The sequence below is a fragment of the Rhizobium changzhiense genome (genome assembly GCF_013087625.1).
GTDB classification, from domain to species: Bacteria; Pseudomonadota; Alphaproteobacteria; order Rhizobiales; family Rhizobiaceae; genus Rhizobium; species Rhizobium sophorae.
The window spans coordinates 95,920-122,037 of record NZ_JABFCQ010000003.1; the positions used below are offsets into that span (position 1 = coordinate 95,920).

23 protein-coding genes are annotated in these 26,118 nt (G+C 60.1%); 3 read left to right on the top strand and 20 right to left on the bottom strand.

What is annotated here, in order from left to right:
* Nucleotides 1-130: 130 nt before the first annotated feature.
* The gene (locus tag G9X68_RS15605; protein WP_171603158.1) at nt 131-1,897 is read left to right on the top strand and encodes an SLC13 family permease; all 1,767 of its coding nucleotides are present in this window, start codon (nt 131-133) and stop codon (nt 1,895-1,897) included.
* A gap of 61 nt (nt 1,898-1,958) precedes the next feature.
* On the opposite strand, the gene G9X68_RS15610 is transcribed toward G9X68_RS15605, so the two are convergent.
* From G9X68_RS15610 to araD, 7 genes are all read right to left on the bottom strand, one after another.
* Nucleotides 1,959-3,020 (bottom strand): Ldh family oxidoreductase, encoded by a 1,062-nt coding sequence (locus G9X68_RS15610; RefSeq protein ID WP_171603159.1) that lies wholly within the window; start codon nt 3,018-3,020, stop codon nt 1,959-1,961.
* Between the two features lie 70 nt (nt 3,021-3,090).
* Nucleotides 3,091-4,611, bottom strand: coding sequence for an ABC transporter substrate-binding protein (locus tag G9X68_RS15615; RefSeq protein WP_171603160.1), 1,521 nt, complete (start codon nt 4,609-4,611; stop codon nt 3,091-3,093).
* A 185-nt stretch (nt 4,612-4,796) separates the two neighbouring features.
* A complete protein-coding gene (locus G9X68_RS15620) occupies nt 4,797-5,702 on the bottom strand; it encodes a 5-dehydro-4-deoxyglucarate dehydratase (RefSeq protein WP_171603161.1) in 906 nt (301 codons plus the stop codon).
* A 17-nt stretch (nt 5,703-5,719) separates the two neighbouring features.
* Nucleotides 5,720-7,237 (bottom strand): aldehyde dehydrogenase (NADP(+)), encoded by a 1,518-nt coding sequence (locus tag G9X68_RS15625; RefSeq protein ID WP_171603162.1) that lies wholly within the window; start codon nt 7,235-7,237, stop codon nt 5,720-5,722.
* A 60-nt stretch (nt 7,238-7,297) separates the two neighbouring features.
* Nucleotides 7,298-8,008, bottom strand: coding sequence for a ribonuclease activity regulator RraA (locus G9X68_RS15630; RefSeq protein ID WP_171603163.1), 711 nt, complete (start codon nt 8,006-8,008; stop codon nt 7,298-7,300).
* A gap of 22 nt (nt 8,009-8,030) precedes the next feature.
* Nucleotides 8,031-9,221: an L-talarate/galactarate dehydratase gene (locus G9X68_RS15635; RefSeq protein ID WP_171603164.1), complete on the bottom strand. Its 1,191-nt coding sequence runs from the start codon at nt 9,219-9,221 to the stop codon at nt 8,031-8,033.
* Between the two features lie 9 nt (nt 9,222-9,230).
* Complete coding sequence (gene araD / locus G9X68_RS15640) at nt 9,231-10,967, bottom strand: L-arabinonate dehydratase (RefSeq protein WP_171603165.1); 1,737 nt, start codon at nt 10,965-10,967, stop codon at nt 9,231-9,233.
* Nucleotides 10,968-11,110: 143 nt separating this feature from the next.
* Between araD and G9X68_RS15645 the strand changes: the two genes are divergently transcribed.
* On the top strand, nt 11,111-11,830 hold the full coding sequence (locus G9X68_RS15645; RefSeq protein ID WP_171603166.1) for a GntR family transcriptional regulator: 720 nt from the start codon (nt 11,111-11,113) through the stop codon (nt 11,828-11,830).
* 26 nt (nt 11,831-11,856) lie between these two features.
* Here the strand turns inward: G9X68_RS15645 and G9X68_RS15650 are convergent, their stop codons facing one another.
* From G9X68_RS15650 to G9X68_RS15680, 7 genes are all read right to left on the bottom strand, one after another.
* Complete coding sequence (locus tag G9X68_RS15650; RefSeq protein WP_171603167.1) at nt 11,857-12,804, bottom strand: 2-hydroxyacid dehydrogenase; 948 nt, start codon at nt 12,802-12,804, stop codon at nt 11,857-11,859.
* On the bottom strand, nt 12,801-14,435 hold the full coding sequence (locus tag G9X68_RS15655; RefSeq protein WP_171603168.1) for an ABC transporter ATP-binding protein: 1,635 nt from the start codon (nt 14,433-14,435) through the stop codon (nt 12,801-12,803). Before G9X68_RS15655 ends, G9X68_RS15650 begins: the two co-directional genes overlap by 4 nt.
* Complete coding sequence (locus G9X68_RS15660; protein ID WP_171603169.1) at nt 14,428-15,354, bottom strand: ABC transporter permease; 927 nt, start codon at nt 15,352-15,354, stop codon at nt 14,428-14,430. Before G9X68_RS15660 ends, G9X68_RS15655 begins: the two co-directional genes overlap by 8 nt.
* 3 nt (nt 15,355-15,357) lie before the next feature.
* Nucleotides 15,358-16,272 carry an ABC transporter permease gene (locus G9X68_RS15665; RefSeq protein WP_129417459.1) on the bottom strand — a complete coding sequence of 305 codons (915 nt, stop codon included), beginning with the start codon at nt 16,270-16,272 and terminating at the stop codon, nt 15,358-15,360.
* A 158-nt stretch (nt 16,273-16,430) separates the two neighbouring features.
* Nucleotides 16,431-17,306: a DMT family transporter gene (locus G9X68_RS15670; protein ID WP_129417458.1), complete on the bottom strand. Its 876-nt coding sequence runs from the start codon at nt 17,304-17,306 to the stop codon at nt 16,431-16,433.
* A gap of 271 nt (nt 17,307-17,577) precedes the next feature.
* A complete protein-coding gene (locus G9X68_RS15675) occupies nt 17,578-17,859 on the bottom strand; it encodes a hypothetical protein (RefSeq protein WP_020487077.1) in 282 nt (93 codons plus the stop codon).
* A gap of 154 nt (nt 17,860-18,013) precedes the next feature.
* Nucleotides 18,014-18,496 carry an NUDIX hydrolase gene (locus G9X68_RS15680; protein WP_129417457.1) on the bottom strand — a complete coding sequence of 161 codons (483 nt, stop codon included), beginning with the start codon at nt 18,494-18,496 and terminating at the stop codon, nt 18,014-18,016.
* Nucleotides 18,497-18,889: 393 nt separating this feature from the next.
* Between G9X68_RS15680 and G9X68_RS15685 the strand changes: the two genes are divergently transcribed.
* Complete coding sequence (locus G9X68_RS15685; protein WP_171603170.1) at nt 18,890-19,570, top strand: redoxin domain-containing protein; 681 nt, start codon at nt 18,890-18,892, stop codon at nt 19,568-19,570.
* A 94-nt stretch (nt 19,571-19,664) separates the two neighbouring features.
* Here the strand turns inward: G9X68_RS15685 and G9X68_RS15690 are convergent, their stop codons facing one another.
* The 6 genes from G9X68_RS15690 to G9X68_RS15715 all read right to left on the bottom strand — a co-directional run bounded on the left by G9X68_RS15690 (nt 19,665) and on the right by G9X68_RS15715 (nt 26,089).
* Entirely contained in the window at nt 19,665-20,735 is a 1,071-nt protein-coding gene (locus tag G9X68_RS15690; RefSeq protein ID WP_129417455.1) for an ABC transporter ATP-binding protein, read from the bottom strand.
* Nucleotides 20,736-20,801: 66 nt separating this feature from the next.
* Nucleotides 20,802-22,100: a D-tagatose-bisphosphate aldolase, class II, non-catalytic subunit gene (locus tag G9X68_RS15695; protein WP_171603171.1), complete on the bottom strand. Its 1,299-nt coding sequence runs from the start codon at nt 22,098-22,100 to the stop codon at nt 20,802-20,804.
* Nucleotides 22,097-23,050: an SIS domain-containing protein gene (locus G9X68_RS15700; RefSeq protein WP_129417453.1), complete on the bottom strand. Its 954-nt coding sequence runs from the start codon at nt 23,048-23,050 to the stop codon at nt 22,097-22,099. The genes G9X68_RS15695 and G9X68_RS15700 overlap by 4 nt, the downstream gene beginning before the upstream one ends.
* 11 nt (nt 23,051-23,061) lie before the next feature.
* Nucleotides 23,062-23,895 carry a carbohydrate ABC transporter permease gene (locus G9X68_RS15705; protein ID WP_171603887.1) on the bottom strand — a complete coding sequence of 278 codons (834 nt, stop codon included), beginning with the start codon at nt 23,893-23,895 and terminating at the stop codon, nt 23,062-23,064.
* 23 nt (nt 23,896-23,918) lie between these two features.
* Entirely contained in the window at nt 23,919-24,836 is a 918-nt protein-coding gene (locus G9X68_RS15710; protein ID WP_171603172.1) for a carbohydrate ABC transporter permease, read from the bottom strand.
* Nucleotides 24,833-26,089: an ABC transporter substrate-binding protein gene (locus tag G9X68_RS15715; protein ID WP_171603173.1), complete on the bottom strand. Its 1,257-nt coding sequence runs from the start codon at nt 26,087-26,089 to the stop codon at nt 24,833-24,835. Before G9X68_RS15715 ends, G9X68_RS15710 begins: the two co-directional genes overlap by 4 nt.
* Nucleotides 26,090-26,118: the final 29 nt, after the last annotated feature.

Here is a 26,118-nt window from a genome sequence, read left to right on the forward strand (position 1 = left end):
GGAAGTTCCATCAGGGTGTTCCTCCAGCGTTCAGCGGATGAAACGGCTGGGATAGACGAGAAAAAATTTCTCCGCCTCGCCGCATCGTTCTCTTGCTTGAAACGTTAATTGCTACCACCGGGATGCAAACATGCGCGCTGATCAATGGCTATCTCTTCTCATCATCGCCCTGATGATGGGCGCGTTCCTGTGGGGTCGTTATCGATACGATATAGTCGCCGTAAGCTCCCTTCTCGCTGCAATCATTGTCGGCATCGTCCCCGCCAAGAATGCTTTTTCCGGCTTTTCCGATGACATTGTTATCATCGTTGGCAGCGCACTTATCGTCAGTGCGGCGATATCCAGATCGGGGATCATGGATGTCGCCTTGCGCAGATTTTCTCCCGAACGACGCGGGCCACGGATGCAGTTGATCATTCTGGTTGCCATTGTCGCAGCCCTGTCGGCTTTCATCAAAAACATTGGTGCGCTGGCGATCATGATCCCGGTCGCTGTGCAAATGGCCCGGAAATCGCGCGTATCACCGTCGATGTTCCTGATGCCGATGTCTTTCGCCTCTCTGCTCGGAGGGCTTATGACGCAGATCGGCACGTCGCCAAACATCATCGTTTCCCGGGTGCGCGAGGAGATCACCGGGCAGCCGTTCATGATGTTTGACTACACGCCTGTCGGCCTGGCGCTCTCGGTCGCCGGCGTTATCTTTCTGGCGCTGTTCTACAAGCTGCTGCCTGAAAGATCACGGGTCGAAACGTCGATGGATGAGGCGGTGGCGATCAAAAACTACACGACCGAGGCCAAGGTCACCACGCCATCAGGGGCGATCGGGCGGTCCGTCAGCTGGCTGCAGAAGCCGGCGGGCGGCGATGCGATGGTGACTGCGATTATCGGTGGCAACGGCCAAAGACGAACGCCCCTTCCCGACACGGTGCTCAAGGATGGCGACCTTCTTATTATCGAGGGGGAGCAGGGCGCTCTCGATAAGATCGTCAGTGAAGCCAAGCTTCAACTGTCCGACCGTAAACACCAGCCTGAGACACGCCAAGACATCAGTTCTGTTGAAGCTATCGTTGGCGAACATTCCCGATTGATCGGCGTCAGCGCAAAAGACGTTTCTCTCTTCCACAATACCGGGCTCAACCTTCTTGCCGTCAGCCGCCGCGACAGGCGCTTCACCGAGCGTCTGGGCGAGATCAAGATCCGCAATGGCGACGTCGTGGTCTTGCAGGGCGACTTGCAGAAACTACCGGATCTTCTACGCGAATGGGGATGTTTGCCGCTGGTCGAACGAGATATGAAGCTCGGCAACGCCCGCAATGGCATGATCCCCGTCATCATCCTGATGGCAACGATGGGGGCGACAGCCTTCGGGGGCATTCCCGTTGCGACAGCGTTTTTCGCCGCCGCTTTTCTGATGGTGGTCACCGGATCCGTTCCTTTGCGGGAAGTCTATCAGCATCTCGATGCGCCCATTCTGATCATGCTGGCCGCTCTCATTCCGATCAGCGACTCGCTCAGGACCACAGGAACCACCGACATCATCGCGGACCTCCTCTCGCGAACTGCCGAAATGCTCCCGCCCTTCGGCGCTTTGGCTCTGATCCTGGTTGCGGCCATGGCGGTAACCCCGTTTTTGAACAACGCAGCGACGGTTCTGGTCATGGCCCCGATCGCCGCGACCTTTGCCGAGAAGCTGGGCTTCAGGCCCGATGCCTTTCTGATGGCGGTGGCAATTGGAGCCGGCTGTGACTTCCTCACGCCCATCGGACACCAATGCAACACGCTCGTGATGGGACCGGGCGGATATCGATTTGGTGACTACGCCCGACTGGGTCTGCCGCTCTCGCTCATTGTGGTAGTCGTCAGCGTGCCGATCCTGTTGTTGGTTTGGCCGATTTGATTAGAACCGACACCGGGCATTGCGGCGACCGATAAGAAGTTTCGAAGCAGAGATCTGTCCCTCACGCAGCGACGTCAGGAATAGGCAAGCCCAGGATCTCGGCATGTTTACAAAGCTTCTGCCAAGCTGCATCGCCGACCGGCACGCCCTCTTCTAACGCCAAGCGGCGCTTTCGCGCTGCGCTTTCGCCCGGCATGCGAACGGGGCCATCGTTCCAGGGCGCCGGTGGATTGCTGCGGCAGGCAGAGGCGAGAAAGTCAGACTGCGCCGTAAAGGCATCCAGCCCGGCAAAAAAGGCGGGATCGATGACCTGAAGGAAAGCGCTTTGCGAAAAGACACCGGACGGCGTGTTGGCCCGTCCCTTGCCGGAAAGCCCCTGCCCCAGCAATTCGACGATCAGCCCGAGCCCAAAACCCTTGTGCCCCTTCAACTGACCGCCAAGAGGCATCATTGTCCCGCCCCGTTCGGTCACCTCGCGCGGATCATCGGTCGGCTCGCCTGCGGCGGTGAAAGCCCAGGCCTCAGGAAATTTCTTGCCGGCCTTCGCCAGGTTTTGCGTCATGGTCGTGGTGGTGATCGAGGCAGAGACGTCGATCAGGATCGGATCCTTAGACGTCGGGAAGCCGGCCGCCATCGGATTGGGCGTCAGGAGCGGCTTCGTGCCGCCATAGGGCGCAACGCGGCTTGCAGCGGGATGCGAGACCGACAGCTGAACGATCAGGCCCCGGTCGGTTACCTGCCGCATGAAAGCCGAAAGAGCGCAGGTATGATGGCAGTTGCGGATTGCGGCGGTGACGACGCCATGATCGCCTACCCGTTCGCAGGCCTGCTCGATCGCCTTGGTCAGCAGCCATGCACCGGGCAAGGATTTGCCTTCCCAAACAAAGGCTGCGCCGCGGTCATTGACGACCTCATAGCTGCCGGACTTCGCCAACGAGCCATCTTCCAACGCCTCGACATACCAGTTCAAAAGGCTGACGCCATGAGTCTCGTGGCCGATCATGTCGCCCTCCACCAGGACGGCGGCGGTCGTATCGGCCTTGTCGGTCTCCATGCCGGCGCGGGTCAATATCTGCTTTGCGAATTGGGTCAGGGCGATGCGGTCAATCAGGGGCATAGGCATTCCTCCCTCACGTCATCGAAAACACGGGCCGCTATTTGCGGCGGCCCGTGCTCAAGTGCGGCATACCGGCTTACTTGAAGCGGATCTGCGACAGCTGCAGTTCGGAATTCGTCGCGATCGTCGGCTTGAAGTCGAGACGCGGCGAGACGCGGGTGAAACCGACCATATGAAACATCGGGATGTCGGCGATGATTTCGGTGTTCACCTTGGCGAATAGTTCCTTCCAGAGTTTTGTGCGCTCGTCGCCGGTGGCAGACGTCGCCTTGGCGATCAGTGCGTCGACGGCAGGATCGCGAACCATGGAGTGGGAGCCTTCGGTCGCGTATTTCACGAATGCGGTGAAGACGGGGTCGCCGGTCGCATTGTCGTGCTGCGACTGGGTCAGCGTCGGACCGGAGTCGGCGACAAAGGGTGCAACGAAGTAGCCGTTCCACACGGAAACGTCATACATGTCGAGCTTTACGTTCAAGCCGACTTCCTGAAGCATTGCCATCATCGCTTCCATTGCTTCGGTGGCATTGGGATATTGCCCATTGCGACCGATAATGCGGATCTCGCGATCGACCGGGACGCCGTCCGCTTTCGCTGCTGCGACCAGTTCCTTTGCTTTTTCGGGATCATAGGGCCAGGCGGGGATATCGGCATTGTAGCCGATCGTGGTCGGCACGACGAGCTGCGTCGCGATCTTTGCCTGTTCGGGGAACAGCGTTCCGAGCATCGCCTGACGATCGATGGCGAGGTTCATCGCTTCGCGGATGCGCCGGTCGTTAAGGGGTGCGGCGCGCGTATCGATGCGCAGCGATGTCGTCTCCGAATTCGGATAGGCGAAATCGGTTTCCTTGTTGGTGGCATCCTGTACGGATACGGCCGGAACGATATCGGCTTCGCCGGCATCGACCATGGCGGCAGCAACGGCGCTGTCGGAGCGGAACAGATAGGTCGCCTGTTCCACCTGCGGTTTCTCCCCCCAATATTCCGGATTGCGCTTCAGCACGATTGACTGGCCGATTTCCCATTTGTCGAACGTATAAGGGCCGGTGCCAATCGGCTTGCGGGTGAATTCGTCGGCTGGTGTCGCCTCGGCCGATTCCACCGCCATCACCGTCATCAGAAGCGGGAGAATCGGTTGTGCTGGTTTTGTCGTAATGCGGATAGTGTTGGCATCCGGCGTTTCGAAGCTGAACTCCGTGCCGCCGAAATATTTGCCGCCGGTCTCACAGCTGAGCTTCTTGTTCTTGTTGCGCTCGATGGTGAATTGGACATCTTTGGCGGTGAACGGCTTGCCATCGTGCCATTTGACATTCTGGCGCAGCTTGAACTCCCAGGTGTCGTCGTCGATCTTCGACCATTCCGTCGCCAGGCGGGGTTTGAGGCCGCCATTGACGTAGTCGAATTCCACGAGCATCTCGTTGACGTTTTCAGAAATGACCCGGCCGACGTCCTGGCGCGCCGCCATGCAGGGTTCGACGACATCGACGGTTTCGGCAAGCACGACAGTGACGTTGCTCTTGGCATCCTGCGCCTGAGCCGTGCCGCCGCTCAGCGCCAGCACCGTTGTTGAAAAGCAGGCAGCTAACAAATGCAGTTTCATTTCGTTCTCCTCCCATGCGCCTTTGGCGCTCCTCACAGTCAATCTGCGTCCCGTTTCCGGTGCTCCGGCATTCATCTCCTCATAGTTCTGCAAAGCACAAGTGCACTAATATACTAGTTGACGACACCCTTCAACCGTGGCGCTCCGAAGCGCGGAGCTCTCAACCGTGTCTGGAACGCCTTATTTTAGCTGGCCGAAGCAATCAGTTCGCGCATCATCTCGACTTCCTCATCGGTAAGATCCGTTAGCGGCGCCCGCACCGGACCGGCATCAAAGCCACGCAAACGCACGCCTGCCTTAACGGCGGATACCGCATAACCGGCCTTGCGATCACGAATACGGGCGAAGGGATAATAGAAGTCGCGCAGCATCTGTTCACAGGCCGTGTCGTCACCGCTAAGGAATGCCTTGTGGAACTTCAATGCCGTTTCAGGCACGAAATTGAAGACCGCCGAGGAATAGGTCGGCATGCCGGCTCCGCGATAGGCCTGAGCAAACAGTTCATGTGTCGGCATGCCGCCGATATAGGAAAGGCGGTCCCCAAGCGCGATCGTCACACGGCGCACCGTATCGATGTCACCGGTACCGTCCTTGAAGCCGATCAGATTTGGGCATTCGTCGGCAAGCTGGGCCAGCTGCTCGGCCGAAACCCGCGCCTGGCCGCGATTATAAACGATGACGCCCATATTGGTGGCCTTGCAAACGGCCCGTACACGCGCGGCAATGCCATCTGCCGGCGCCTCGGTGAGGTAATGCGGCAGCAGAAGAATGCCGTCGCCACCGGCCGCCTCGATCTCGCGCGCCATGTCGCAGGCAATCCGCGTGCCGTAGCCGCATCCGGAAATGACCGGCGCGTCGCCGGACACGGCGCGGGCGGCCTTTACCACCTCGACCACCTCACCCGGTGTCAGCGAAAACAGCTCACCGGTGCCGCCGGCAACGATCAGGCCGGCAACGGGATAGGATGACAGCCATTCCAGATGCGCTGAAAAAGGCCTGGCGGCAAACCGGTCCTCCGCATCGAAAGGAGTGACGGGAAAAGACAGCAGGCCGTTGCGAATGATCTCGCGAAGTTCCGTCGGGGCAATCAATTTGGTACTCCTCGGTTTCAGTTGCGCAGGTCTTGCGGCAACAGGTCGGCGGGGAAATTCTGATAAGCGACGGGGCGCAGAAACCTGCGGATCGACATGGTCCCGACGCTGGTCGCGCCGAAATTGGTCGAGGCCGGGTAGGGTCCGCCATGCACCATGGAATCGACAACCTCGACGCCGGTTGGGAAGCCATTGACCAGCAATCTGCCCGCCTTCCTTTCGAGGATCGGCAGCAGGTCGCGGGCAAGGCCCAGATCGGTGTCGTCCATATGGATCGTCGCGGTCAGTTGCCCCTGGAAGCTTTCGGCAAGGGCGAGCATCTTTTCAGGCGAGTCGACGCGTACGACGAGGCCGAGAGGACCGAACACCTCTTCGCTGAGCGAGTGATCGGCAAGCCAGGCCGAGCCGTTGGTCTCGAACAGGCTCGGCTCTGCGTCGCGGCCGGCACTCTCTGCAGCGAGAACCGGCGCGACGGCATTGCTTGCCCGCATGCGGTCGACACCTTCGTGATAGGCAGTGGCGATGCCTTTGGTCAGCATCGTCTGCGGCGCCACCTTTTCAAGAGCCGATTTGGCGGCACTGGTGAATTTGTCCGCCTCCGGCCCGTCGACGACGACGGCGATACCGGGTTTGGTGCAGAACTGGCCGGCACCAAGCGTCAGTGAACCGGCCCAGCCTGAACCGATTGCCTCCGCCCGGGCAGCGGTAGCGGCCGGAAGGAGGAACATCGGATTAACGCTGCCCAGTTCCCCGAAAAAGGGGATCGGCTCAGGGCGCTGGGCGCAAAGGTCAAAGAGCGCCCGTCCGCCGGCAAGCGAACCGGTAAAGCCGACGGCTTTGATTGCCGGATGCGTCACTAGAGCCGTTCCGACATCACGGCGGCCGCCCTGGATCAGGCTGAAGACGCCGGCCGGCATTCCAGTGCGCTCGATAGCGGCTGCAACCGCCTCGGCGATGATCTCACCGGTGCCGGGATGGGCTGAATGTCCCTTCACAACGACCGGGCAGCCCGCGGCAAGCGCCGCTGCCGTATCGCCGCCGGCCGTCGAAAATGCCAGCGGAAAATTCGAAGCGCCGAAGACGGCGACGGGGCCGATCGGCCGTTGCACCAGACGGATCTCGGGCCGCGGCGCCGGTTGCCGATCGGGTTGGGCCGCATCGATGCGGGCGTCAAGATGCGCGCCCTTGCGGATATGGTCGGCAAACAGTCTGAGTTGGCCGGTGGTGCGAGCACGTTCGCCGTTGAGCCGGCCCTCTGGAAGTCCGGTTTCCTGCGTTCCGATGAGGGTGACGGCCTCGCCGCGCTTGTCGATCTCCTCGGCGATTGCCTCGAGGAAAATGGCGCGTTCCTCGCGTGTCGTTGCCGAAAATGCTGCAAAGGCAGCTTCAGCAGCGCGGCAGGCGCGGTCGACCAATTCCGTTGTGCCGACAGCGAAGTCATGCGCCTGCCCATGCGCCGGCTCTGACCGAAATGTCGTCGTTCCGGCAATCCATTCGCCGGCGATGAAATGCTTGCCTGAAGGGGTCCAGCTCATTGTCATTCTCCTCGGCGGAGCTTTGCTCCGTCCTGATTCCGTTGTTCAAGATGCGCCGCCTTAGCGGCCATTCACCTTCCGCCATTCGGCAAAGAGCGTCAGATTGCTTTCGTCGGTGGCCGGGTAGAGGCCAATGATCGTATGACCTTGCTTGACGCGTTCCGTGACGAAATCCTCGTAAGCGGTCATCTCCACCGCTTCATCAGCGATCTCGTCGGCAATCTCTGCCGGGATGACGATCACGCTATCGTCGTCGCCAACCATGATGTCGCCCGGGAAAACCGCCACATCACCACAGCCTATCGGCACATTGATGTCGATTGCCTCGTGCAGCGTCAGGTTCGTCGGGCTGGAGGGGCGATGGTGATAGGCGGGGATATCGAGGCCGCCGATCGTCATGGCGTCCCGGAAGCCGCCATCGGTGACGACGCCGGCGCCGCCGCGCATCATCAGGCGGGTAATCAGGATGTCGCCGGCAGAGGCCGCGCGCGGATCCTTGCGGCTGTCCATCACCATAACAGAGCCTTCCGGGCACGTCTCGATGGCAAGCCGTTGCGGATGTTTCGGGTTCCGAAAGACGTTCATCGCGTTGCGGTCCTCGCGCGCCGGCATGTAGCGCAGCGTGAAGGCCGGTCCGACCATATTGCGGCCCTTCGGCTGGACCGGCCGAACATCCTGGATCGTCTGGTTTCTCAGGCCGCGCTTGAACAGGGCCGAGCAGAGCGTCGCGACGGAGACACCCATCAGTTTTTCACGGGTTGCGGGGTTCATTTTTCCTCCTCCTCGTTCTCGTTCACGCGCCGAAGCTGCGGGTTTCCGCAGTCCAGTCACGGGCTTTGCCTGTCAGGCTGCAGCCGAGCCCAGGACGAGCCGGCACGATCATCCGGCCGTCCTTGATGTCGAGTTGTTCGTTAAACAGGGGCGCCAGCCAATCGAAATGCTCGACCCATGGCTCATGCGCATAAGCGGCCGCCAGGTGCAGATGGATTTCCATGGCGAAGTGCGGGGCCAGGCGCATACGTTTCGCCTCGGCGTGCGTGCAGATGCGCAGAAAAGGGGTGATGCCGCCGACACGCGGCGCATCCGGCTGAATGAAGTCGACCGCATCGGCTCGGATCAGCGCCATGTGCTCGTCGGCGCTTGCCAGCATTTCGCCGGTGGCGATCGGCGTGGCGAGTTCGCGTGCCAGTGCCGCATGGCCTTCGGCGTCATAGGCATCGAGCGGCTCTTCGATCCATTCGAGATTGAGCGGCTCGACCAGCCGGCCGAAGCGCAAGGCCGTCGTGCGGTCCCATTGCTGGTTTGCATCGACCATCAGCGGAACACGGCCATCGATATGGCTGGTCACCGCGTCAAGCCTGCGAAGGTCGATCATCGGATCCGGCTGCCCGACCTTGATCTTGATGCCGCCGATCCCGGACGCGATCGAGTGGTCGATGGCATCGCGGATTTCCTCGACGCTCGATGACAGGAAGCCGCCGGAGGTGTTGTAGCAGGCGACACTGTCGCGATGGGCGCCAAGCAGTTTTGCGAGCGGCAGGCCGGCGCGTTTCGCCTTCAGATCCCAGAGGCAGATGTCGATGGCGGCGATCGCCTGGGTCGCGATGCCGGAGCGGCCGACCGAGGCCCCGGCCCAGCAGAGCTTGTCCCAGATGCGCGCGGTATCGTTGGGATCTTCGCCGATCAGGTTGTCGGCAAGCTCGCAGGCATGTGCATAAAGCGCAGGTCCACCTGCCCGCTTCGAGTAACTGAAACCGAGACCGCTGTGGCCAGCCTCGGAGACTATCTCGCAAAATAGAAAGGCCACCTGCGTCAGCGGCTTTTGCCGGCCTGTCAACACCTTGGCATCGCTGATCGGCCGCGCCAAAGGCAGGTAGACGAGCGATAGGGTGACCGATCGGATGGCGTCCAGCTTGGACGGACCGGCAGCGAAGCCAGCCTTGGGAGGCTGTGCGGGAATCGTACGTCGATCGGGATCAAACATCGTAGTGCCTCAGTTGATGGCCGGTTCCGGCGTCTTGCCACCGAATTGCGTCGTCAGGAAATCAAAGTCGCAGCCTTTGTCGGCCTGCTCGATATGGCCGGAGAACATAAAACCGTAACCGCGCTCGTAATGCCGCGTCGGCGCCACCCAGGCGGCCCGCCGTGCTGTGATCTCTTCTTCGGAAACCAGCATATTGAGGTTGCGTGCCGGAATGTCGAGCTCGACCATGTCCCCCGTTTTCAGCAGCGCCAGAGGCCCGCCAACATAAGATTCCGGTGCGACATGCAGCACGCAGGCGCCAAAACTGGTTCCGGACATGCGGGCGTCCGAGATCCGCACCATGTCGCGCAGGCCGAGCTTCAACAGCGCCTTCGGCATCGGGATCATGCCCCATTCCGGCATGCCCGGTCCACCCTGTGGGCCGGCATTGCGGAGCACGAGAACCGTGTCCGGCGTCAGCGGATAGTCTGGATCATCGATGATCTTCTTCATCTCCGCATAGCTGTCGGCGACCAGCGCCGGGCCGCAATGGCGATGAAATTTCGGGTCGCAGGCCGCCGGTTTGATGACCGCGCCGTCCGGACACAGGTTCCCCTTGAGCACGGCCAGCGAACCTTCGTGATAGACCGGGTTCGACAATGGCCGGATAACGTCGTCATTGTAGATCTTCACCTGGTCGAGACCGTCCACCAAGGGTTTTCCCGTCACGGTGATCGCGGTGGGATCCAGCTTGTCGCCGAGCTGCTTCATCAGGGCGCGCAAGCCGCCCGCATAAAAGAAATCCTCCATCAAGTAGGTCGAACCGGAAGGCCGGATGTTGGCGAGAACCGGCGTCGTGCGACCGATGCGATCGAGATCATCGAGCTCCAGCGGGACGCCGGCACGCCGCGCCATGGCGATCAGGTGAATGATCGCATTGGTGGAGCAGCCGGTCGCCATGGCGACCGTGACTGCGTTGTCGACGGCCGCGGACGTGATGATCTGGTCCGGCGTCAGATCCTCCCACACCATATCGACGATGCGGCGGCCGCAGGCCGCCGACATGCGCTGGTGATTGGCGTCGGCTGCCGGGATCGAGGATGCGCCCGGCAGCGTCAACCCCATAGCCTCGGCGATCGCCGTCATCGTCGACGCCGTGCCCATGGTCATGCAATGGCCGTAACTGCGGGCAATCCCGCCTTCGATGCCCTGCCATTCCTCCTGGGTGATCGTGCCGGCGCGGCGCTCGTCCCAATATTTGAAGCCGTCGGTACCAGAGCCCAGCGTCTTGCCGGCATAGTTGCCGCGAAGCATCGGGCCGGCCGGGAGATAAATGAAGGGAATGCCCATGCTGACCGCGCCCATGACAAGACCTGGTGTCGTCTTGTCGCAGCCACCCATCAGGACGGCGCCATCAACAGGATGGCTCCGCAACAGTTCCTCGGTCTCCATCGCCAGCATATTACGATAGAGCATGGTGGTCGGCTTGACGAAGTTTTCGGAAAGGGAAAGAGCGGGCAGTTCCATGGGAAACCCACCCGACTGAAGAATTCCGCGCTTTACCCATTCGGCGCGTTCGCGGAAATGCATGTGGCACGGCTGCGCATCGGACCAGGTGTTGATCACGGCAATGATCGGCTTTCCCTGCCAATCCTCCGGCGCGTAGCCCATCTGCATGGTCCTAGACCGGTGGCCGAATGAGCGCTGATCATCCGGCAACATCCATCGGGCGGACCGCAATTGCTCGTAGGTTTTCCTCGCGGTCACGGCTTCCTCCCACATTTTCGCTTGCTTCTCTCAGCGTTTACACCAACTGATATTTTAGTTTGACATATATATCAATGGAAAGTTTGCGTTCTTGTGCATTAGGTCGTGCAAAGCTATGAATGGAGTCGAAAAGGACGCCTCACATGAATTCCCAGTTCGCCTCTACATTTGGCCTGACCGCGCCCGGCTTTCCGGTCGTCGCCGGCAGTACGGTCCAGCGGGTCTATGATGATCTGCGAAAGCGCATCATCACTATTCAGCTGCCGCCGGACACCACGCTGTCGCGCACCGAACTCACCGAGACTTATGAAGTCAGCCAGACTCCCATCCGTGACGCATTGCAGCTTCTCAAACAGGAGGGTCTGGTTCGCATTTACCCGCAGTCCCGCACTGTGGTGACCAGGATCGACGTCCTGCAGATTTACGAGGCGCATTTCCTTCGCGTTGCACTGGAAACGGAAGTTTGCCGTCGCCTCGCAACCGATCCGGATCCGGATCCGAGCGTCATCACCCGCGCCCGGTCGATCATCAAGATGCAGTCGGCGGTCGCCGACGACGCCGATCAGATCGCGATCTTCCAGGAGCTCGACGAGCTCTTTCACCAGACATTGTTCGCAGGCGCCAAGCGCAGCAGTCTCCACCAATTGATACGCGAGCGGTCCGGCCATCTCGAGCGCATTCGTCGCCTGCATCTGCCCGAGAAGGGCAAGATCATCAGCATCCTCGATGGGCACCACGCCATCATCGATGCGATTGCCGCCCGCGACGAACAGGGTGCCGTCGACGCGATCCGTGAGCATCTCAGCCAGACCGTCGCAAAAGTCGAAGAGCTCAGGAAGGAGTTCCCGGATTACTTCGTCTGAACCGGCCGCGCGGGTTTCAGCCGGGATCAATTGACCGGCGTCAGCAGCGGCCGGCCTGCGAAGAAGGCGGCAAGGTTGTCGACCGTCAATTGCGCCATCCTGTCGCGCGTTTCCTCGGTACCGCTGGCATGATGGGGATAGAGCACAACATTGTCGAGCGCCGCGAAGCGCGGATCGGGATTGGGTTCGTTGAGGTAGACATCGATACCGGCCGACGCGATCCGCCTTTCCTGCAAGGCCTTGATCAAGGCCGGCTCGTCGACGACGGTGCCGCGAGCAATATTGATGAAGCTGCCCGTTGGTCCGAGCGCATTCAGCACGTCCGCCGAAATCAATCCTTCGGTCGAGGGGCCGCCCGGGGTCGCGACGATCAGGATATCGGCCCAGTCCGCCAGTTTTACCGGCGTGTCGAAATAGGCAAAATCGTTGCCGGCTTTCGTCGTCCTCCCATAATAGCCGACCGTCAGCCCGACAGCTTCGCATCGCTTGGCGATTGCCATCCCTATGCGGCCGAGGCCGACGATCCCGGCCTTCTTGCCCGACGTCGATGTCGTCAGCGGCATCATGCCCTTCTGCCCCCAATCGCCGGAGCGCACATAGCGATCGCCTTCCGGCAGGCGCCGGCGTGCCGCTAGCATCAGAAGCAGTGCCATGTCGGCAACGTCGTCGCACAGCACCTCGGATGTGTTGGTGAGCTTGATGCCGCGCCGTGTCATCGCCTCGACGTCCATCTGGTCGTAGCCAGCCGAGGAACAGGCGGCGAGCTTTAATGCCGGCAATTTTGAAAGCAGGGCTTCGTCGATCGTCACATGGCCGTTGCAGACCAGCGCGGAAGAGATCGGGCCGGCTTCCCGCAAGAGAGCATCCCGCTCTTCGCCTTTGACAAGATCCAGCCGGTGCAGCGTGTAGGTCTCCTCCAGCATTGCCATCTGATGGGGCCGGAGCGGATAGGCGACGATGACATCGGGCTTCATGCGGAAACGAGTCCTTCCTGTAATTGGCGGGCGGCGCGTCGGGTGGCCTGGATTTCCGGATCGGGATCGAGGCTCGCGGCAAGAAGCGCCTGCGTGTAAGGGTGGGAGGGCGCGTTGAAGATCTGTTCCACCGGCCCCTCCTCGACAATCTCGCCGGCCTTCATGACGATGACGCGATCGGCGAAATCGCGAACCACCGGCAGGTCGTGTGCGATGAAGAGGTAGGACAGGCCGAATTCACGACGCAGGCCCTCAAGCAGGGCAATCACCTGTGCCTGGATCGACACGTCGAGCGCCGACACCGCCTCGTCGCAGATAATCAGTTTCGGCTCCATCGCGAGCGCACGGGCAATCGCGATGCGCTGGCGCTGGCCGCCGGAAAACTGATGTGGATACCGGTCGGCCATATCCGGTTTCAGGCCGACTTTGACCAGCAACTCGGCCACTCTTTCCTTCCATCTTGCCTTCGGCAGGATATCCGGGTGAATGACCCAGGCCTCGGAAATCAAACGGAATACGCTCATCCGCGGGTTGAGTGACTGCGTCGGGTCCTGAAAGACCATCTGCAAATCGCGACGCAGCCCGAATATTTCCCTCGGAGCCATCGCAAGCAGATCGTTGCCGCGGTAGAGAACCTGGCCCTCCTGCGGATCATCGAGGCGAACGATCGCCCGGGCAAGGGTTGACTTGCCGGAACCGCTCTCGCCGACAACGGCAACCGTCTCGCCGGGCATGATGACGAAGTCCACGCCCTTCAGCGCGTGGAATGCACCAAAACTCTTTTTCAAGCCGATGGCGCGCAGCAGCGGTTCGCCCTGCCGGTCACGCTCCTGCGCCATCGCACCCTTCCCCGGTGCGGCGGCAATCAGCTTCTTCGTATAGGCGTTCTGCGGGTTGCGATAGACTTCGGCCGCATTGCCGGTTTCGACGACACAGCCGGAATTCATCACCACGACCCGGTCGGCGATCTCGGCAACAACGCCCAAATCGTGGGTGATCAGCAACAGGCCCATGCCGGTTTCCTGCTGCAACTCCTGCAGAAGTTCGAGCACCTGCGCCTGCACGGTAACATCAAGCGCGGTGGTGGGTTCATCCGCGATCAGGATATCGGGCTTGCAGGCTATTGCCATGGCGATCATCAGGCGCTGCCGCTGGCCGCCGGAGAACTGGAACGGATATTTTCGCATCGCCGCCGGCGGATCGCTTATGCCGACGCGCCCGATCAATTCGAGCGCTCTCGCGCCAGCGCGTTCCGCCGACTGACCATGCGTCGTCATCATCTCGGTGATTTGCCAGCCGACCGGATAGACCGGATTGAGGTGGGCGAGAGGGTCCTGAAAGATCATGGCGATCTTGGCGCCGTTGATCGAGCGCCGCTCCTCGGGCGTCATTTTCAGCATGTCGCGGCCGTTGAGGAGAATGGTGCCGCTGGTGATCTTGCCGGGTGGCATGTCGATCAAGTTCATGATCGCCGAGGCCGACACGGACTTGCCCGAACCGCTTTCCCCAAGGATCGCCAGCGTCTCGCCGCGATCGAGATGCCAGCTGACATCCTGTACCGCCTTGACGGTCCCGCTGGCGGTGTGAAACTCGACCGAGAGGTCACGCACTTCCAAAAGATGTTCAGCCATTTTTCCTGCCCCTCATTTCAAGGCGCCAGCGTTGTGTCGGATCGAGCGCGATGCGCAGCCAATTCGACAGAAGGTTCAGCGACAGCGTCGTCAGGATGATTGCAAGGCCCGGCCAGAAGGATAGCCACCAGGCATTGGTGAGATAGGGCCGTCCTTGAGCAACCATGAGACCCCAGGTGATCTCCGGCGCCTGAATGCCGATGCCCAGGAATGACAGGGAGGACTCCGCCAGCATGACGAAAGCGAAATCCAGCGTCGCGATGGTCACCAGCGTCGGGAAGATCACCGGCAGGATATGATGGAAGACAATGCGCCAATACGATGCTCCCATGACCTTCGCCGCCTGCACGAACATCCGCTCGCGCACTTCCAGCACTTCGGCGCGCGTGGTGCGCAGATAGATGGGAATGCGGGTGATCGCCAGGACGAGGACGATATTGGTGACCGAGGGCTCGAGCATGTAGAGCACGATCACCGCCAGAAGCAGCGACGGAAAGGACATGATGACGTCGCCGAAGCGCATGATCCATTGAGCCGCGGAGGAGCGGCTGTAACCTGCCACCAGACCGAGCGCCGTCCCGACGACGGATGATGCGAACACGGCTGCCGCGGCAACCAGGATGGTGTTTTGCGACGCCACGATGACGCGGGCAAGAAGCGGCCTGCCCAGCGCATCGGCGCCGAGGACATAAAGCATTCCGCGGGTGATATCGAACGGCGGCGCGTTCCGGCCCCGCAGGTTCTGCTTGGTGGCGATGGCCTCCAGCAGGAACGGGCCAAACAGCGCACAGAGCAGAACGATCAAGAGGAACAAAGCCGCGAAAAAAGCGAGCTTGTCCGCCCACAGCATCGTCAGCCAACGCCCGATCGGGCCGCTTGGTTTTTTCTCGGCGAGGATTTGTGTGTCGGCCATCGTCATCGCTCAATACCGGATGCGCGGATCGAGCAGCGCATAGGCGATGTCGATCAACAGGTTCATGATAAAGATCGCCAGTGCCGAGACCATGATGACGGCCAGTACGACGGCGAAATCGCGAAGCAAAATGGAATCGATCATCAGCTTGCCGATGCCCGGAAAACCAAACACCGTCTCGACGACAACGGCACCGTTCAAGATGGCGGCCGCCTGGTCGCCGATGACTGTGATCACCGGCAGCATGGCGTTGCGCAGTCCATGAATGAAGATGATCGAGTTCGAGCGGACCCCCTTGGCGCGGGCCGTCTTCACATAGGCGGAAGACAGAACACTGATCATCGAGCCGCGGACCACCTGCAGGATCAGGCCGAAGGGCCGGATGAACAGCACGCTGACCGGCAGGACCCAGTGCCAGAAAGTTCCCGTTCCCGATGTCGGCAGGACATGCAGTTTGACGGCGAAAATGACGATCGCCACGATGGCCAGCCAGAAATCCGGCGCCGCAGCGCCGATCAGCGAGAAGAAAGTGGCAAGACGGTCGAAGACGCCGCCGACGCGAAAGGCCGCCAGCGAACCGATGACGATCGCGGCGACCGTGACCAGCGCCATGGTGATGGCAGCCAGCCAGAAGGTCCAGACGAAGGCCTCCAACACGACATTCATGGCCGGACGGGCCTGTCGCAGTGACTGACCGAAATTGCCTTGGGCAAGATCCGAGACATAACGGCCGAACTGGATGATCAACGGATCGTTGAAACCGTTCATCTCACGGAATTGCTGGCGCATTTCCGTAGTCGCATCGATCGGCAGATAGAGGTCGGTCGGATCGCCCGTCAGCCGGGACAGGAAGAACACGATGACGATAAGCACCACGAGCGATACGCCACTGGCGATCGCGCGCTTGCCGATGAAACTCTTCATGCCACTCCTCCCGAGTGACCCCCATAGGGGCCGTGATGTCCGGTTTCGTCTTCGTCTGTGCTGCCTGTCATACCCCTCCGGCAACAGGCACGGCTCGACGAACGTCGCTATAACTGAAATATTAGTGCATCTAAAATTTTTGTGAACCCCAAAAATCGTCAGGGCTTATCAACCGGCGGCTTGCGTCGCCATGTCATGCCGCGGGTTCCAATAATGGCCGCCCCGATGATCACCGCCGCGCCGATCCAAGTCTGTGCGGCCGGAACTTCCGCGAAAAATGAGAAGGCCATCAGGGCCACGACGGGCAGTCGGAGAAAGTCGAGCGGTGCCAGAACGCTTGCGGCCGCCATACCGAAGGCGCGTGTGATCAGCGTCATGTTGAGTGCGCCGAGTGCCCCTTGCATGGCAAGCAGTCCGAGTTGGCTCCAGGTTGGCATTGACCAGACCGGCAGCATGACGATCAGGCCAAGCGGCACCGTCGCTATCAGATTCCATGCAACCAGCCGGTCGGCACTATCCTTCAATGCCATCCGCCGCAGCATCAATTGGCTGGCCGCCGTCAAGACCGCTCCTGCCAGCGCAAAGAGCAGCCATTGGTCGAAACCGGACGCTCCAGGGCGAATGATGATCATGACGCCGACAAAACCTGCGACAATGCCAGCCACACTGGAGATGCCGACATGTTCCTTGAGCACTAGCCACGCACCGAGAACGAGAAACATCGGCATGGTGAAATTGATCGCCGTGGCATCGGCGAGTGGCGCGTGCGCAAAAGCAACGAACAAAGCAACCAGTGAGGCAAGCTTCAGACCCGCACGCACGACATGCAGAACACGATAGGGAGAGGCTTTCAGGTCGACCCGTGACACGATCCAGGGCGTGACGACAAGAAGTCCGAAAAACGACCGGAAAAACCCGATCATCAATGGATGCACGTCACCGGCCAGCAAACGCACGATGACTGCGTCGAGACTATTTAAAAAAGCGGCGGCCACCATCATGCCTACCGCAAGGCCTGTGCGACCAGGCTGCATCACGCTTCTCCTGATCGAACAAAGGTGAACCCTGCTATATCGGCCATTCGATACGGCTGCGCGTTGAACCGGCACTCCATTGGAAATAAAGCCTTCCTGGCGTGTCTGCTAATCTCCGGGCTCCCAACGGTTTGCCGCGGCTGAGACCGCTCGTTCTCATCAGGGGCCGGCAGCATCCGTTATGCCGGCGCGGATTAACGGCTTTATCTCCATCCATCAGCCGCCGTCCACACTGACAGAGCGCATTGCTGACAGGGTCGCCTCGCCCCCGCTAGTGGATCACTCCGTTCGTTTTCGCCCGGTTCGAAAACTGGTGAACGAGCATGATGCCCTGCTCAAGGAGCAACTCCGCTGCCTGCAGATCGCGCGGCGTGAGATCGCCGGATAGTCCGCGAATCGTATTGGCGACGCAGATAGAGTTGGCGACGAAGCGGGCGTCGCCCTCACCTTCCGCCTCCTCGGCCGTTGCTTCCAAGGCGTCGGCAACGGTGTCGAGCAGGCTCGAGCGTTCGACAAGCGTCATGTCGTTCAGGGTTTTGGAAATGCCGTTCATGATTGTCTCCTCGCGCGTGCCCAAGGTGGATCGCAGCTCCAATTTCTCGATTTCAGTCACATGGCGGTGACTGTCAGATAGGATGGCTGTGTTCAGAAGCAACTCATGGCTGCCGCGCACCTGACGCATAGTACAGCCAGATGGGACGGCTCAATCAATAACTTCGGCCCGATTGTTCCAGCTGCGTCAGGAGGCCGGCAAGCATTGGTCGCTGCCCTTTCAAGAGCTTTACGGCTGCGTCGGGCAGGGAAAACCACCCCGCGCGATCAACCTCCGGAAAGCTCTTTACCCGGCCTGACCGTGGCGGCCATTCCATTTGAAATTCGGAACTCTGTATCGCATTCACGTCCAGTACCGGATCGGCTTCGATCGACCACGCGACAACTATCTTTCCGCCAGATTGTCGGTATTCGCCCAACGGTGTGAACCTGCCATCGACTGCTACACCCAGCTCTTCGGCAGTCTCCCTTATTGCCGCCGCGAGCTCATCTTCTCCAGACTCGATCAATCCCTTCGGGATCGACCACGCAGCCTCGTCTTTCCCAGCCCAGAAAGGACCGCCCGGATGGACGAGAAGCACTTCGATGTCCCTGGAAACACGCCGGTAGAGCAGAAGTCCGGCGCTACGGATTGCCATCGCGTTGTGCCCTTCTTGTGTGTCGATCACGAGGCTAGGCATTCCTCACAGATGCCGCAGCCGTCATCGTCCATCCACTGACGCCGGCGCTTACAGCAAAGGCAAGCACGACTATCGGGTTGTTCCTTTGTGTCTTCCGGTGGAATAATCTCGATCGTCGTGTCGATTAGAGTGTCGGCCACAAGTTCCGCCATCTCGTTTCTCCATCAGTCTATTCTAAATAAGATAGGAGCGGCGATCGATACCGGCAAGCTCTCGACGCCGGTCGGAGGGCCAAATGGCATGCCGAACCACATTCGGCGGTCTCAACATCGAGCGCTGGGCCTTCTTGCGACAAGTGATATAGTTGAATTTCGGTCGTCCACCTGGACGATACGACAAAGGAATCATTCCATGGGAGACCAGAATCGCCCGCTGCAACCAGGAGAAACCGCCCCCGCCTTCGCACTAGCCACGGCCAACTTCGACGGAACGGTCTCATTTGCCGATTTGAGCGGTCGCCCGTTCGTGATCGGGTTCTTTCGCGGGCTGCACTGCCCGTTCTGTCGGCGCCAGGTCGAACAGCTTGCTGGCATACAGCCCACCCTGCGCGCCTCCGGAGTGGAGACCGTGGCTGTTATCAACACTCCGGTGGAACGCGCTCGCCTGTATTTCCGCCACCGTCCGACGCCAGTAACGCTGCTATGCGATCCCGACTGCCACACACATCGGGCCTATGGTGTGCCCCATGCTGAGTTCCTGCCCGATGGGAGCAGCAAGCAGCCCGAATGGCCTTATAGCGCGACGATGGCGCAGTTCCAGGCGGCGCGCATCAACCCCACGGGCGAGTTGCCGGAATTGCTACAGCCGATGGAAGCCAATACGATACTCAACGCCAAGGACCGCTTCGAGCTTGATGAAGCCGATTTGGCGATCTTCTCGAACCACGCTACCCAGCTCGTCGGGCACTTCCTGGTCAATGCGAACGGCACCATCGCCTGGTCGCAAATTGAGGCGCTGGACGGACCGAACAGCCTTTGCATCTTCCCGACTGCGGCGGAGATAATCGCCGCCGCCGGCAGCCTTGAACGCTGACCTCCAGCGAACCATTCGCCAGCGTTGGCGAACTCGTCTCCGACCTGTCATCAGCTTGACCTCCACATTCCGCCAGTCCGAAAAAATTGTCACGTTAGACAGACTTCAACCGTTGTTCGGTTTTTGCGTCGAACAGATGCAGTTTGCTAAGGTCTGGGGCAATGACGATTTGGTCGCCGGCGCGCAGATCAAGGCGCTCTCTTACCGTCGCAACGAGATGATCCTCACCAAACTTCGTGGTGACCTGGATCTCAGCACCGGTAGGCTCAACGAGCACGACCTCAGCGGCAACAGGACCTTGTCCGATTGCGAGATGTTCAGGGCGAATGCCGTAGATAAGCTGCGCGCCGCGTTCCAGTGACGCTGCTTCCGGCAGCGGCAACCTGCCTCCGCCGTCCGCGATCAACTCCAGCGGCCCCGAAGTGCTGACCTGGCCTCGAATAAGGTTCATCGCCGGCGAACCGATGAAGCCCGCCACGAAAAGGTTTGCAGGCCGGTCGTAGAGATCGAGCGGCGAGCCTATCTGCTCGACGAAGCCGTCCCGCATCACAACAATCCGATCGGCCATCGTCATGGCCTCGATCTGGTCGTGGGTGACGTAAATGGTCGTTGTCTTCAGTCGCTGATGCAGTTGCTTGATTTCCGACCGCATCTGGACACGCAGCTTTGCGTCCAGGTTCGACAATGGTTCGTCAAACAGGAAGACCTGCGGATTTCTGACGATGGCACGGCCCATCGCCACACGTTGGCGTTGGCCACCCGACAGGTTTTTCGGATATCGATCGAGCAGATGCTCGAGCCCCAGAATTTCAGCGGCTGCTCGAACACGCTGCCTGGTCTGTTCCTTGGGTGCTTTCGCCAGCTTCAGCGAAAAACCCATATTCGCCTCCACTGTCAGATGGGGGTAGAGCGCATAGGACTGGAAAACCATCGCGATATCGCGTTCTTTTGGCGCGACATTGTTCACGACCTTGCTGCCGATCGATATCCGGCCAGCTGAAATCTCTTCGAGGCCGGCGATCATCCGCAACAATGTCGACTTCCCGCACCCGGACGGACCGACGAGGATAACGAATTCGCCGTCTTGGATATCAATATCCACCCCATGCAGAACTTCGAAGTGACCGTAGCTCTTGCGGGCATTCGCCACGCTTACTGACGCCATAATTTTCTCCGGCTGAATGTTGGTATCTTCGGATGCAGCCGCTCGTCTGACACGGCTGTCGATTGCTCATCGGATTGCCGTGGCGGCTGAATAGGGTGCCAATACCGCGTCGATCGCAGCAAGGCAGAGTTCGCGGGCCTTCGGAGCGACCCGCTTTGACGCCACGTCAGAATACAGTCGGCCGAGATATTGGCTGATCAGAGTTTCGGGAATTTCATCGGGGAGCCGGGTGAACAATTCGCCGACCGCGGCGGATGCGCGAGGATCCGGCCAGTAATATCGAATTCGATCACTATAGCTGAAATGCCGTTGCAGTCGCTCCTCATCGGGACTGCCGCCATAGTGGCCCGCCCAGCTTGCCGGTTGCTCGACCATGATTTTTTCCATGGTCGTCACCAGTCCGGTTCCTGGCGTCCTCCCCGCAAGCACGTCAGCGATCGCATCGAGACCGTAGAGCGCTTCGCGCAGCGCGAAAGTCAGCCCTGGTCCGACCTTGAGGATCGCAAAGCCGCCGTCAACGAGAGCAGACAAGGCTTCGGCCGGTTGGTAGTCGGTGGAATGTGCCTCGAAAACCAAGCCCGGCATGTCGCTCAGCGAACGAATGAGGCTCTTGGCTCGTTCAGGCTTGTAGAGCGCCACGTCCGTGTTGCCAAATTCCACCCCCGGCTGAACCACGATTCCAATGACCCGCTCCATCGCCGACGCCAAGCCGGCTTCGGCAAACGACGCCCGGTGAACTGCCAGCGTTTTCATCGCCGCATCGGCCCGCGTAATTTCGATTTCTTCGAGTGCGTGCGTTGCACCACCTGGAGGCGGCACTTCGGTTCCGATGATATAGACCGGCGGACGGCGGCCTGAACGAAGAGCGGCCTCTTCAGCGGCCTTTGCCAATCGAGCGGCCCGCGCCGCGGTCAATTCGTCATCGAGCGCGGTTGGTTCACCGGCACAGCCCATTGACGTGTCCAGGTGAATCTTTTCAAACCCTGCCTCGACATAGGCCGTCACCATAGCCGCGGCGCGCAGCATTGCCTCCTCGGCCGCCAATTTTTTCCATGGGTTGGGGCCGAGGTGATCACCTCCCAGGATGACGCGTTCAGTTGGGAAGTCAGTCGCTGCGGCGATGGCCTCGATGAACCTGCGAAAGTCCGCCGGCGTCATCGCGGTATAGCCGCCCTCCTGATTGACCTGATTGCAGGTGGCTTCGATGACTACTGCCCGGTGCTCTATGCCGGCACGCCGAAGCGCTGCCTCGATGACCAGCGGATGAGCCGAGCAGACCGAAGTGACGCCATGGGGAAAAGGCAGGTTTCGGGCATCGAAAAGCTTTCGCAGCGCGATCTGCCGGTTCTCTTCGATCGGCGTCATGCGAGCGTTACAACCTTCGTCAGGTGACGGGGAGAGACCGTGTCGATTTGCCGAGCCTGCGCGGCGCGTTCGCCGAGGACCTGCAGCGCCGGAAGGACAACGAGACCCGCAAGCGACAGATCGACATCAACGGCGAGTTCCAGATCGCCTGGACCACCCACACCGATGACGACCGCGCCTTTTTCTCTCAGTTCTCGCACCAGTTTCGTCTCCGCCTCCCTCTGGTCGGAGCTGTACAGCATGACCGCAACCGTCTTCCCGTCAACGAGGCTGATCGGACCGTGGCGGTATTCCAGCGGGTGGAAGGCCTGGGTCATGATCTGGCTCATTTCCATGAGCTTGAGCGCTCCTTCCAGGGCGACGCCGAAGAGAGGCCCCCCACCGAGAAAGACGAAGTGCGACCGGTCGGCGATAAGTCCAGGAAGTGCCGCATCGAGAGCGCTCGCGAGCTGGCGGGCCGAATTCACGACAGAGGCAGGAACCTTCTGCCCGATCATCTGCAAACCGAGAAGGACCATGAGACTCGCCGAGACCGTCATGACGATACCTTCGTCCGGATGGGTTTCGGCCGTGACCATCCGATCGCAATTTTTCGCCAGAGAGCTTTCCGGTTCGACGGTTATCGCCGTCACGAAGGCGCCGGCGGCGCGGCTTGCCTTTGCTGCAGCGACTGTTTCTGTCGTCTCGCCGCTCCGGGAAAGCGCAACGACGTGTGTGTTGCGCCACTCCGGCCAGAAGGCCGAGGGTCGGTTCTGCCATTCGGCACCAGGGACCGCGATTGCCTTGCGTCCGGCCATATTGGCATAGGCTGCCAGCGAGAGTGCAAGATTGAAGGATGTGCCGCAACCGACGAAGACGAGCAGCTCCGCGCGGTCGTCGGCTGAATTCAATTCAATGGCCTTCTCCCAATAGGGAAATTGCTCGAAAATAACCTTTTCGGTCGTGCTCATGAAGTCTCCGATTATTTGACAGAACCAGCCAACAGGCCGCTGACGAGGTAACGGTTGAGAAAAATGACGACGAGGGCGGGGATGACGATGGCGATCGAGCCGCTCGCTGTGATGAGGCCGTAGTCGATGAAGTTCTTCGTTACGAATTCCGGAATCAGAACCGTTAGCGGCTTCGTCGCCTGCGGCGAAAAAATGAGCGGTACGAGATACTGCCCCCAAGCACCCAGAAAGGTAAGGATTGCCGCTGCCGTCAGACCCGGTCCCGCCAGCGGCAGGACGATGTTGAAGAAGATGTAGAGCCGGCCCGCTCCGTCGAGTTGCGCCGCCTCTTCCAGTGCAATCGGAAGAGCTTCGAACACGCTCCGCAACAGCCAGAGCGACAGCGGCAGGAAGGCCGAGACATAGATCAGCGAAACACCCACATAGGTATCGACGAGATGCAGCTTGATCATGATCTGATAGAGCGGGATCAAGACAGCGTAGGCGGGAATGGCCAGGGTCGCGACCACAGCGACAAAAAGCGCTTTGCGGCCGGGAAACTGCAGCCTGGTGAAGGCGTAAGCCCCAAGAGAGGATATTGCGACGCAAAGCAGCGTGGCGGCGATTGATGTCACCACGCTGTTGAGCAATGCGGCACGGAACTGTTTGAACACCTCCACACCCCCGATCCGCGCGATATCGATGCCGAGCAGCCGCGAGTAGTGATCGAGCGTAAAGTGCTTCGGAAAGAAGTTGATCGGTCGGGTCGAAAAGTCTTCGCTGGGCGTAACCGAACTCGCGATGGTCCAGTAGATCGGCCCCAAAGACCAGATCAACAGGACGACGACACCGGTCCAAATCATCATTCGATAGGCAATAGTGGATCTCATCAGTCGAACCGTGTGTTGCGATAGACACGAAGGACGTAGACGAGCGAAATCAGCAGAGACACGAGAGTGATCACGACCGATAGCGCCATGCCATACGAGAAGCGGAGATTCTGGAAGGTTTCGAGGTAGATTTGGACGAGCACCGGTCGGGTCTCGAGGCTGGCACCCGCCAGAACCCAGGCCTCGTCGAAGAGATTGAAGGCGTTCACGGTTGCGTTCGTCATGGCGACCGCAATCGCACTGCGAACCAGCGGAAGGGTTACCCATCCGAACATCTGAACGCGGGTGGCCCCATCGATCCGCGCAGCCTCATAGAGATGCGCAGGGATGCTCTGCATCGCGGCAAGGACGATGACGATCGTCAAAGGCATCATGCGCCAGACATGGACGATCGTTACGGCGACGATGGCGCTGGTGCGATCGTTGAACCAGACGTGATTTTCGAAGGGGAGCCCGAGTGCGGAAAGAATGCCGTTCAACAGACCCGCACCCGGTTGATAAATCCAAAGCCAAATGACCGAATTCACAACGCCGGGCAGCGCCCAGGGCAAGATCACCGCTGCGAGCACCCACTGCCGCCCGACCTTGATCTGATTGATGAGAGCGGCGGCAAGAACGCCGAACACAGTTTCGGCGACGACGGCCAGAACAACGTACATGAGCGTGTTGCTCCAGGTCGTCGCGAGCTGGCCATCCGACAGCATTCGGCTGTAGTTCTCAAGACCGACGAATGGCGTGCCGGCCTGCATGGGGTTGACCCTGTGCAGGCTGTCCCAGACGGTTCTTCCCATCGGGTAGAAGACCAAAGCTGCCATCGTGATAATGATGGGCGACACCAACAGCAAGCCGAGTGTGGCGTCGGCGTTGAAGCCGACCCCACGGTTGCTCGTGGCCCCTTCGGACGCCAAAGCGGTCATTGCGCCATTGCCTGCTTTGCGGCGTAAGCGATGGCCTCCATCGCCTGATCGACACTCATCTGTCCCTTGGCAGCGCTGTTGATCGCCGTGTTTACGCCGCTGGAAAATTGCGGGTACCAAGGCGGCGTGCCTTGCGGGAACAGGGGCTCGACCGTCTTCGACTGCGCCACCAGAGCGTCGCCGCTGTTCAGCTTTCCGGATTCGTTGAGTTCGGAAAGGGCTGAAGTGCGTGTCGGCAGGAAGCCGTTCACGGCATTCTTCTTCTGGAAGTCCTTGCTGGTAAACCATTTGACGAAGGCGATCGCCGCCTCCTTGTTGGGAGAGACGTTTGGAATAGCCAGCGCTTCCGGAAGGCCGAAACTGCGCGTTTCACCGCTTGCCGTCGGCACGAGGATCGCTTCAACCTGGCCCGCGACTTTCGACTGCTTGGGGTCGTTCATCTGGCCAAGACGACCAGGCTCACCGGAGATCATAATGCTGGTGATGCCCTGCCCGAACATGCTCTCGTTGATCTGGCTGTCCTTCAGGCCGGTAGACGCTGGATCGACCAGCCCTTCCTTGAGGAGCATCAATTCGAAAGCAAGCGCCTTGTAACCAGCCGAATCCGGCGAGGTGAACAGCGGATTGAAGTCCTTGTCGAAGAGTTCGCCACCGAAGGCCTTGGTCAGCAAGTACCAGCTCGTTGACGCGCCTTCCGTCGCTGAAACCGGCAGGCCGATCGGATACTCGACGATGCCCTTTTCCTTGATCTTCTTGGCTGCAACGACAAGGGCGTCCAATGTTTTCGGCATCTCGGTGATGCCAGCATCCGCGAAATGCTTCTTGTTGACGAGCATCACCCGGAAGTCGTTGGTGTAGGGAATTCCCAGTAACTTGCCGTCAACCGTGAAGATCTTGGCGACGCCGATATCTTTCACCGTATCGGCATCGATCACGTCGTTGAGCGGCATATACCAACCGGCCGCGCTGAACTGACCGGTCCAGGACCAATCGAATTCGGTCACATCCGCTGGTGCTGTCCCGGCAACCAAAGCTGTCACCAGCTTCGGGCGGATGTCGTCCCACGACAGCGTCTGCAGGTCGACGTGAATGCCGGTTTCGGCTTCGAAGTCAGAGGCGATGTTCGGTCCCTGCGGCGATGGCATGAGCACCGTGATCGACTGACCGGCAAGCGGCTTGGCGTCCTGGCCAAGAGCCGGTGCGGCGATTGCCAAGGCCACCGATGCAAGTAGAGGCAAGATCAATTTATGCATGTTCCCATCCTTCATTATTCTTGAGCTCA

Bases quoted from the DNA above. Each gene is read 5' to 3' on its own strand.
- G9X68_RS15605 (WP_171603158.1), top strand. From the start codon at position 131: ATGCGCGCTGATCAATGGCTATCTCTTCTCATCATCGCCCTGATGATG.
- G9X68_RS15610 (WP_171603159.1), bottom strand. From the start codon at position 3,020: ATGCCTATGCCCCTGATTGACCGCATCGCCCTGACCCAATTCGCAAAG.
- G9X68_RS15615 (WP_171603160.1), bottom strand. From the start codon at position 4,611: ATGAAACTGCATTTGTTAGCTGCCTGCTTTTCAACAACGGTGCTGGCG.
- G9X68_RS15625 (WP_171603162.1), bottom strand. From the start codon at position 7,237: ATGAGCTGGACCCCTTCAGGCAAGCATTTCATCGCCGGCGAATGGATT.
- G9X68_RS15630 (WP_171603163.1), bottom strand. From the start codon at position 8,008: ATGAACCCCGCAACCCGTGAAAAACTGATGGGTGTCTCCGTCGCGACG.
- G9X68_RS15635 (WP_171603164.1), bottom strand. From the start codon at position 9,221: ATGTTTGATCCCGATCGACGTACGATTCCCGCACAGCCTCCCAAGGCT.
- G9X68_RS15645 (WP_171603166.1), top strand. From the start codon at position 11,111: ATGAATTCCCAGTTCGCCTCTACATTTGGCCTGACCGCGCCCGGCTTT.
- G9X68_RS15650 (WP_171603167.1), bottom strand. From the start codon at position 12,804: ATGAAGCCCGATGTCATCGTCGCCTATCCGCTCCGGCCCCATCAGATG.
- G9X68_RS15655 (WP_171603168.1), bottom strand. From the start codon at position 14,435: ATGGCTGAACATCTTTTGGAAGTGCGTGACCTCTCGGTCGAGTTTCAC.
- G9X68_RS15660 (WP_171603169.1), bottom strand. From the start codon at position 15,354: ATGACGATGGCCGACACACAAATCCTCGCCGAGAAAAAACCAAGCGGC.
- G9X68_RS15665 (WP_129417459.1), bottom strand. From the start codon at position 16,272: ATGAAGAGTTTCATCGGCAAGCGCGCGATCGCCAGTGGCGTATCGCTC.
- G9X68_RS15670 (WP_129417458.1), bottom strand. From the start codon at position 17,306: ATGCAGCCTGGTCGCACAGGCCTTGCGGTAGGCATGATGGTGGCCGCC.
- G9X68_RS15675 (WP_020487077.1), bottom strand. From the start codon at position 17,859: ATGAACGGCATTTCCAAAACCCTGAACGACATGACGCTTGTCGAACGC.
- G9X68_RS15680 (WP_129417457.1), bottom strand. From the start codon at position 18,496: ATGGCAATCCGTAGCGCCGGACTTCTGCTCTACCGGCGTGTTTCCAGG.
- G9X68_RS15685 (WP_171603170.1), top strand. From the start codon at position 18,890: ATGGGAGACCAGAATCGCCCGCTGCAACCAGGAGAAACCGCCCCCGCC.
- G9X68_RS15690 (WP_129417455.1), bottom strand. From the start codon at position 20,735: ATGGCGTCAGTAAGCGTGGCGAATGCCCGCAAGAGCTACGGTCACTTC.
- G9X68_RS15695 (WP_171603171.1), bottom strand. From the start codon at position 22,100: ATGACGCCGATCGAAGAGAACCGGCAGATCGCGCTGCGAAAGCTTTTC.
- G9X68_RS15700 (WP_129417453.1), bottom strand. From the start codon at position 23,050: ATGAGCACGACCGAAAAGGTTATTTTCGAGCAATTTCCCTATTGGGAG.
- G9X68_RS15705 (WP_171603887.1), bottom strand. From the start codon at position 23,895: ATGATGATTTGGACCGGTGTCGTCGTCCTGTTGATCTGGTCTTTGGGG.
- G9X68_RS15710 (WP_171603172.1), bottom strand. From the start codon at position 24,836: ATGACCGCTTTGGCGTCCGAAGGGGCCACGAGCAACCGTGGGGTCGGC.
- G9X68_RS15715 (WP_171603173.1), bottom strand. From the start codon at position 26,089: ATGCATAAATTGATCTTGCCTCTACTTGCATCGGTGGCCTTGGCAATC.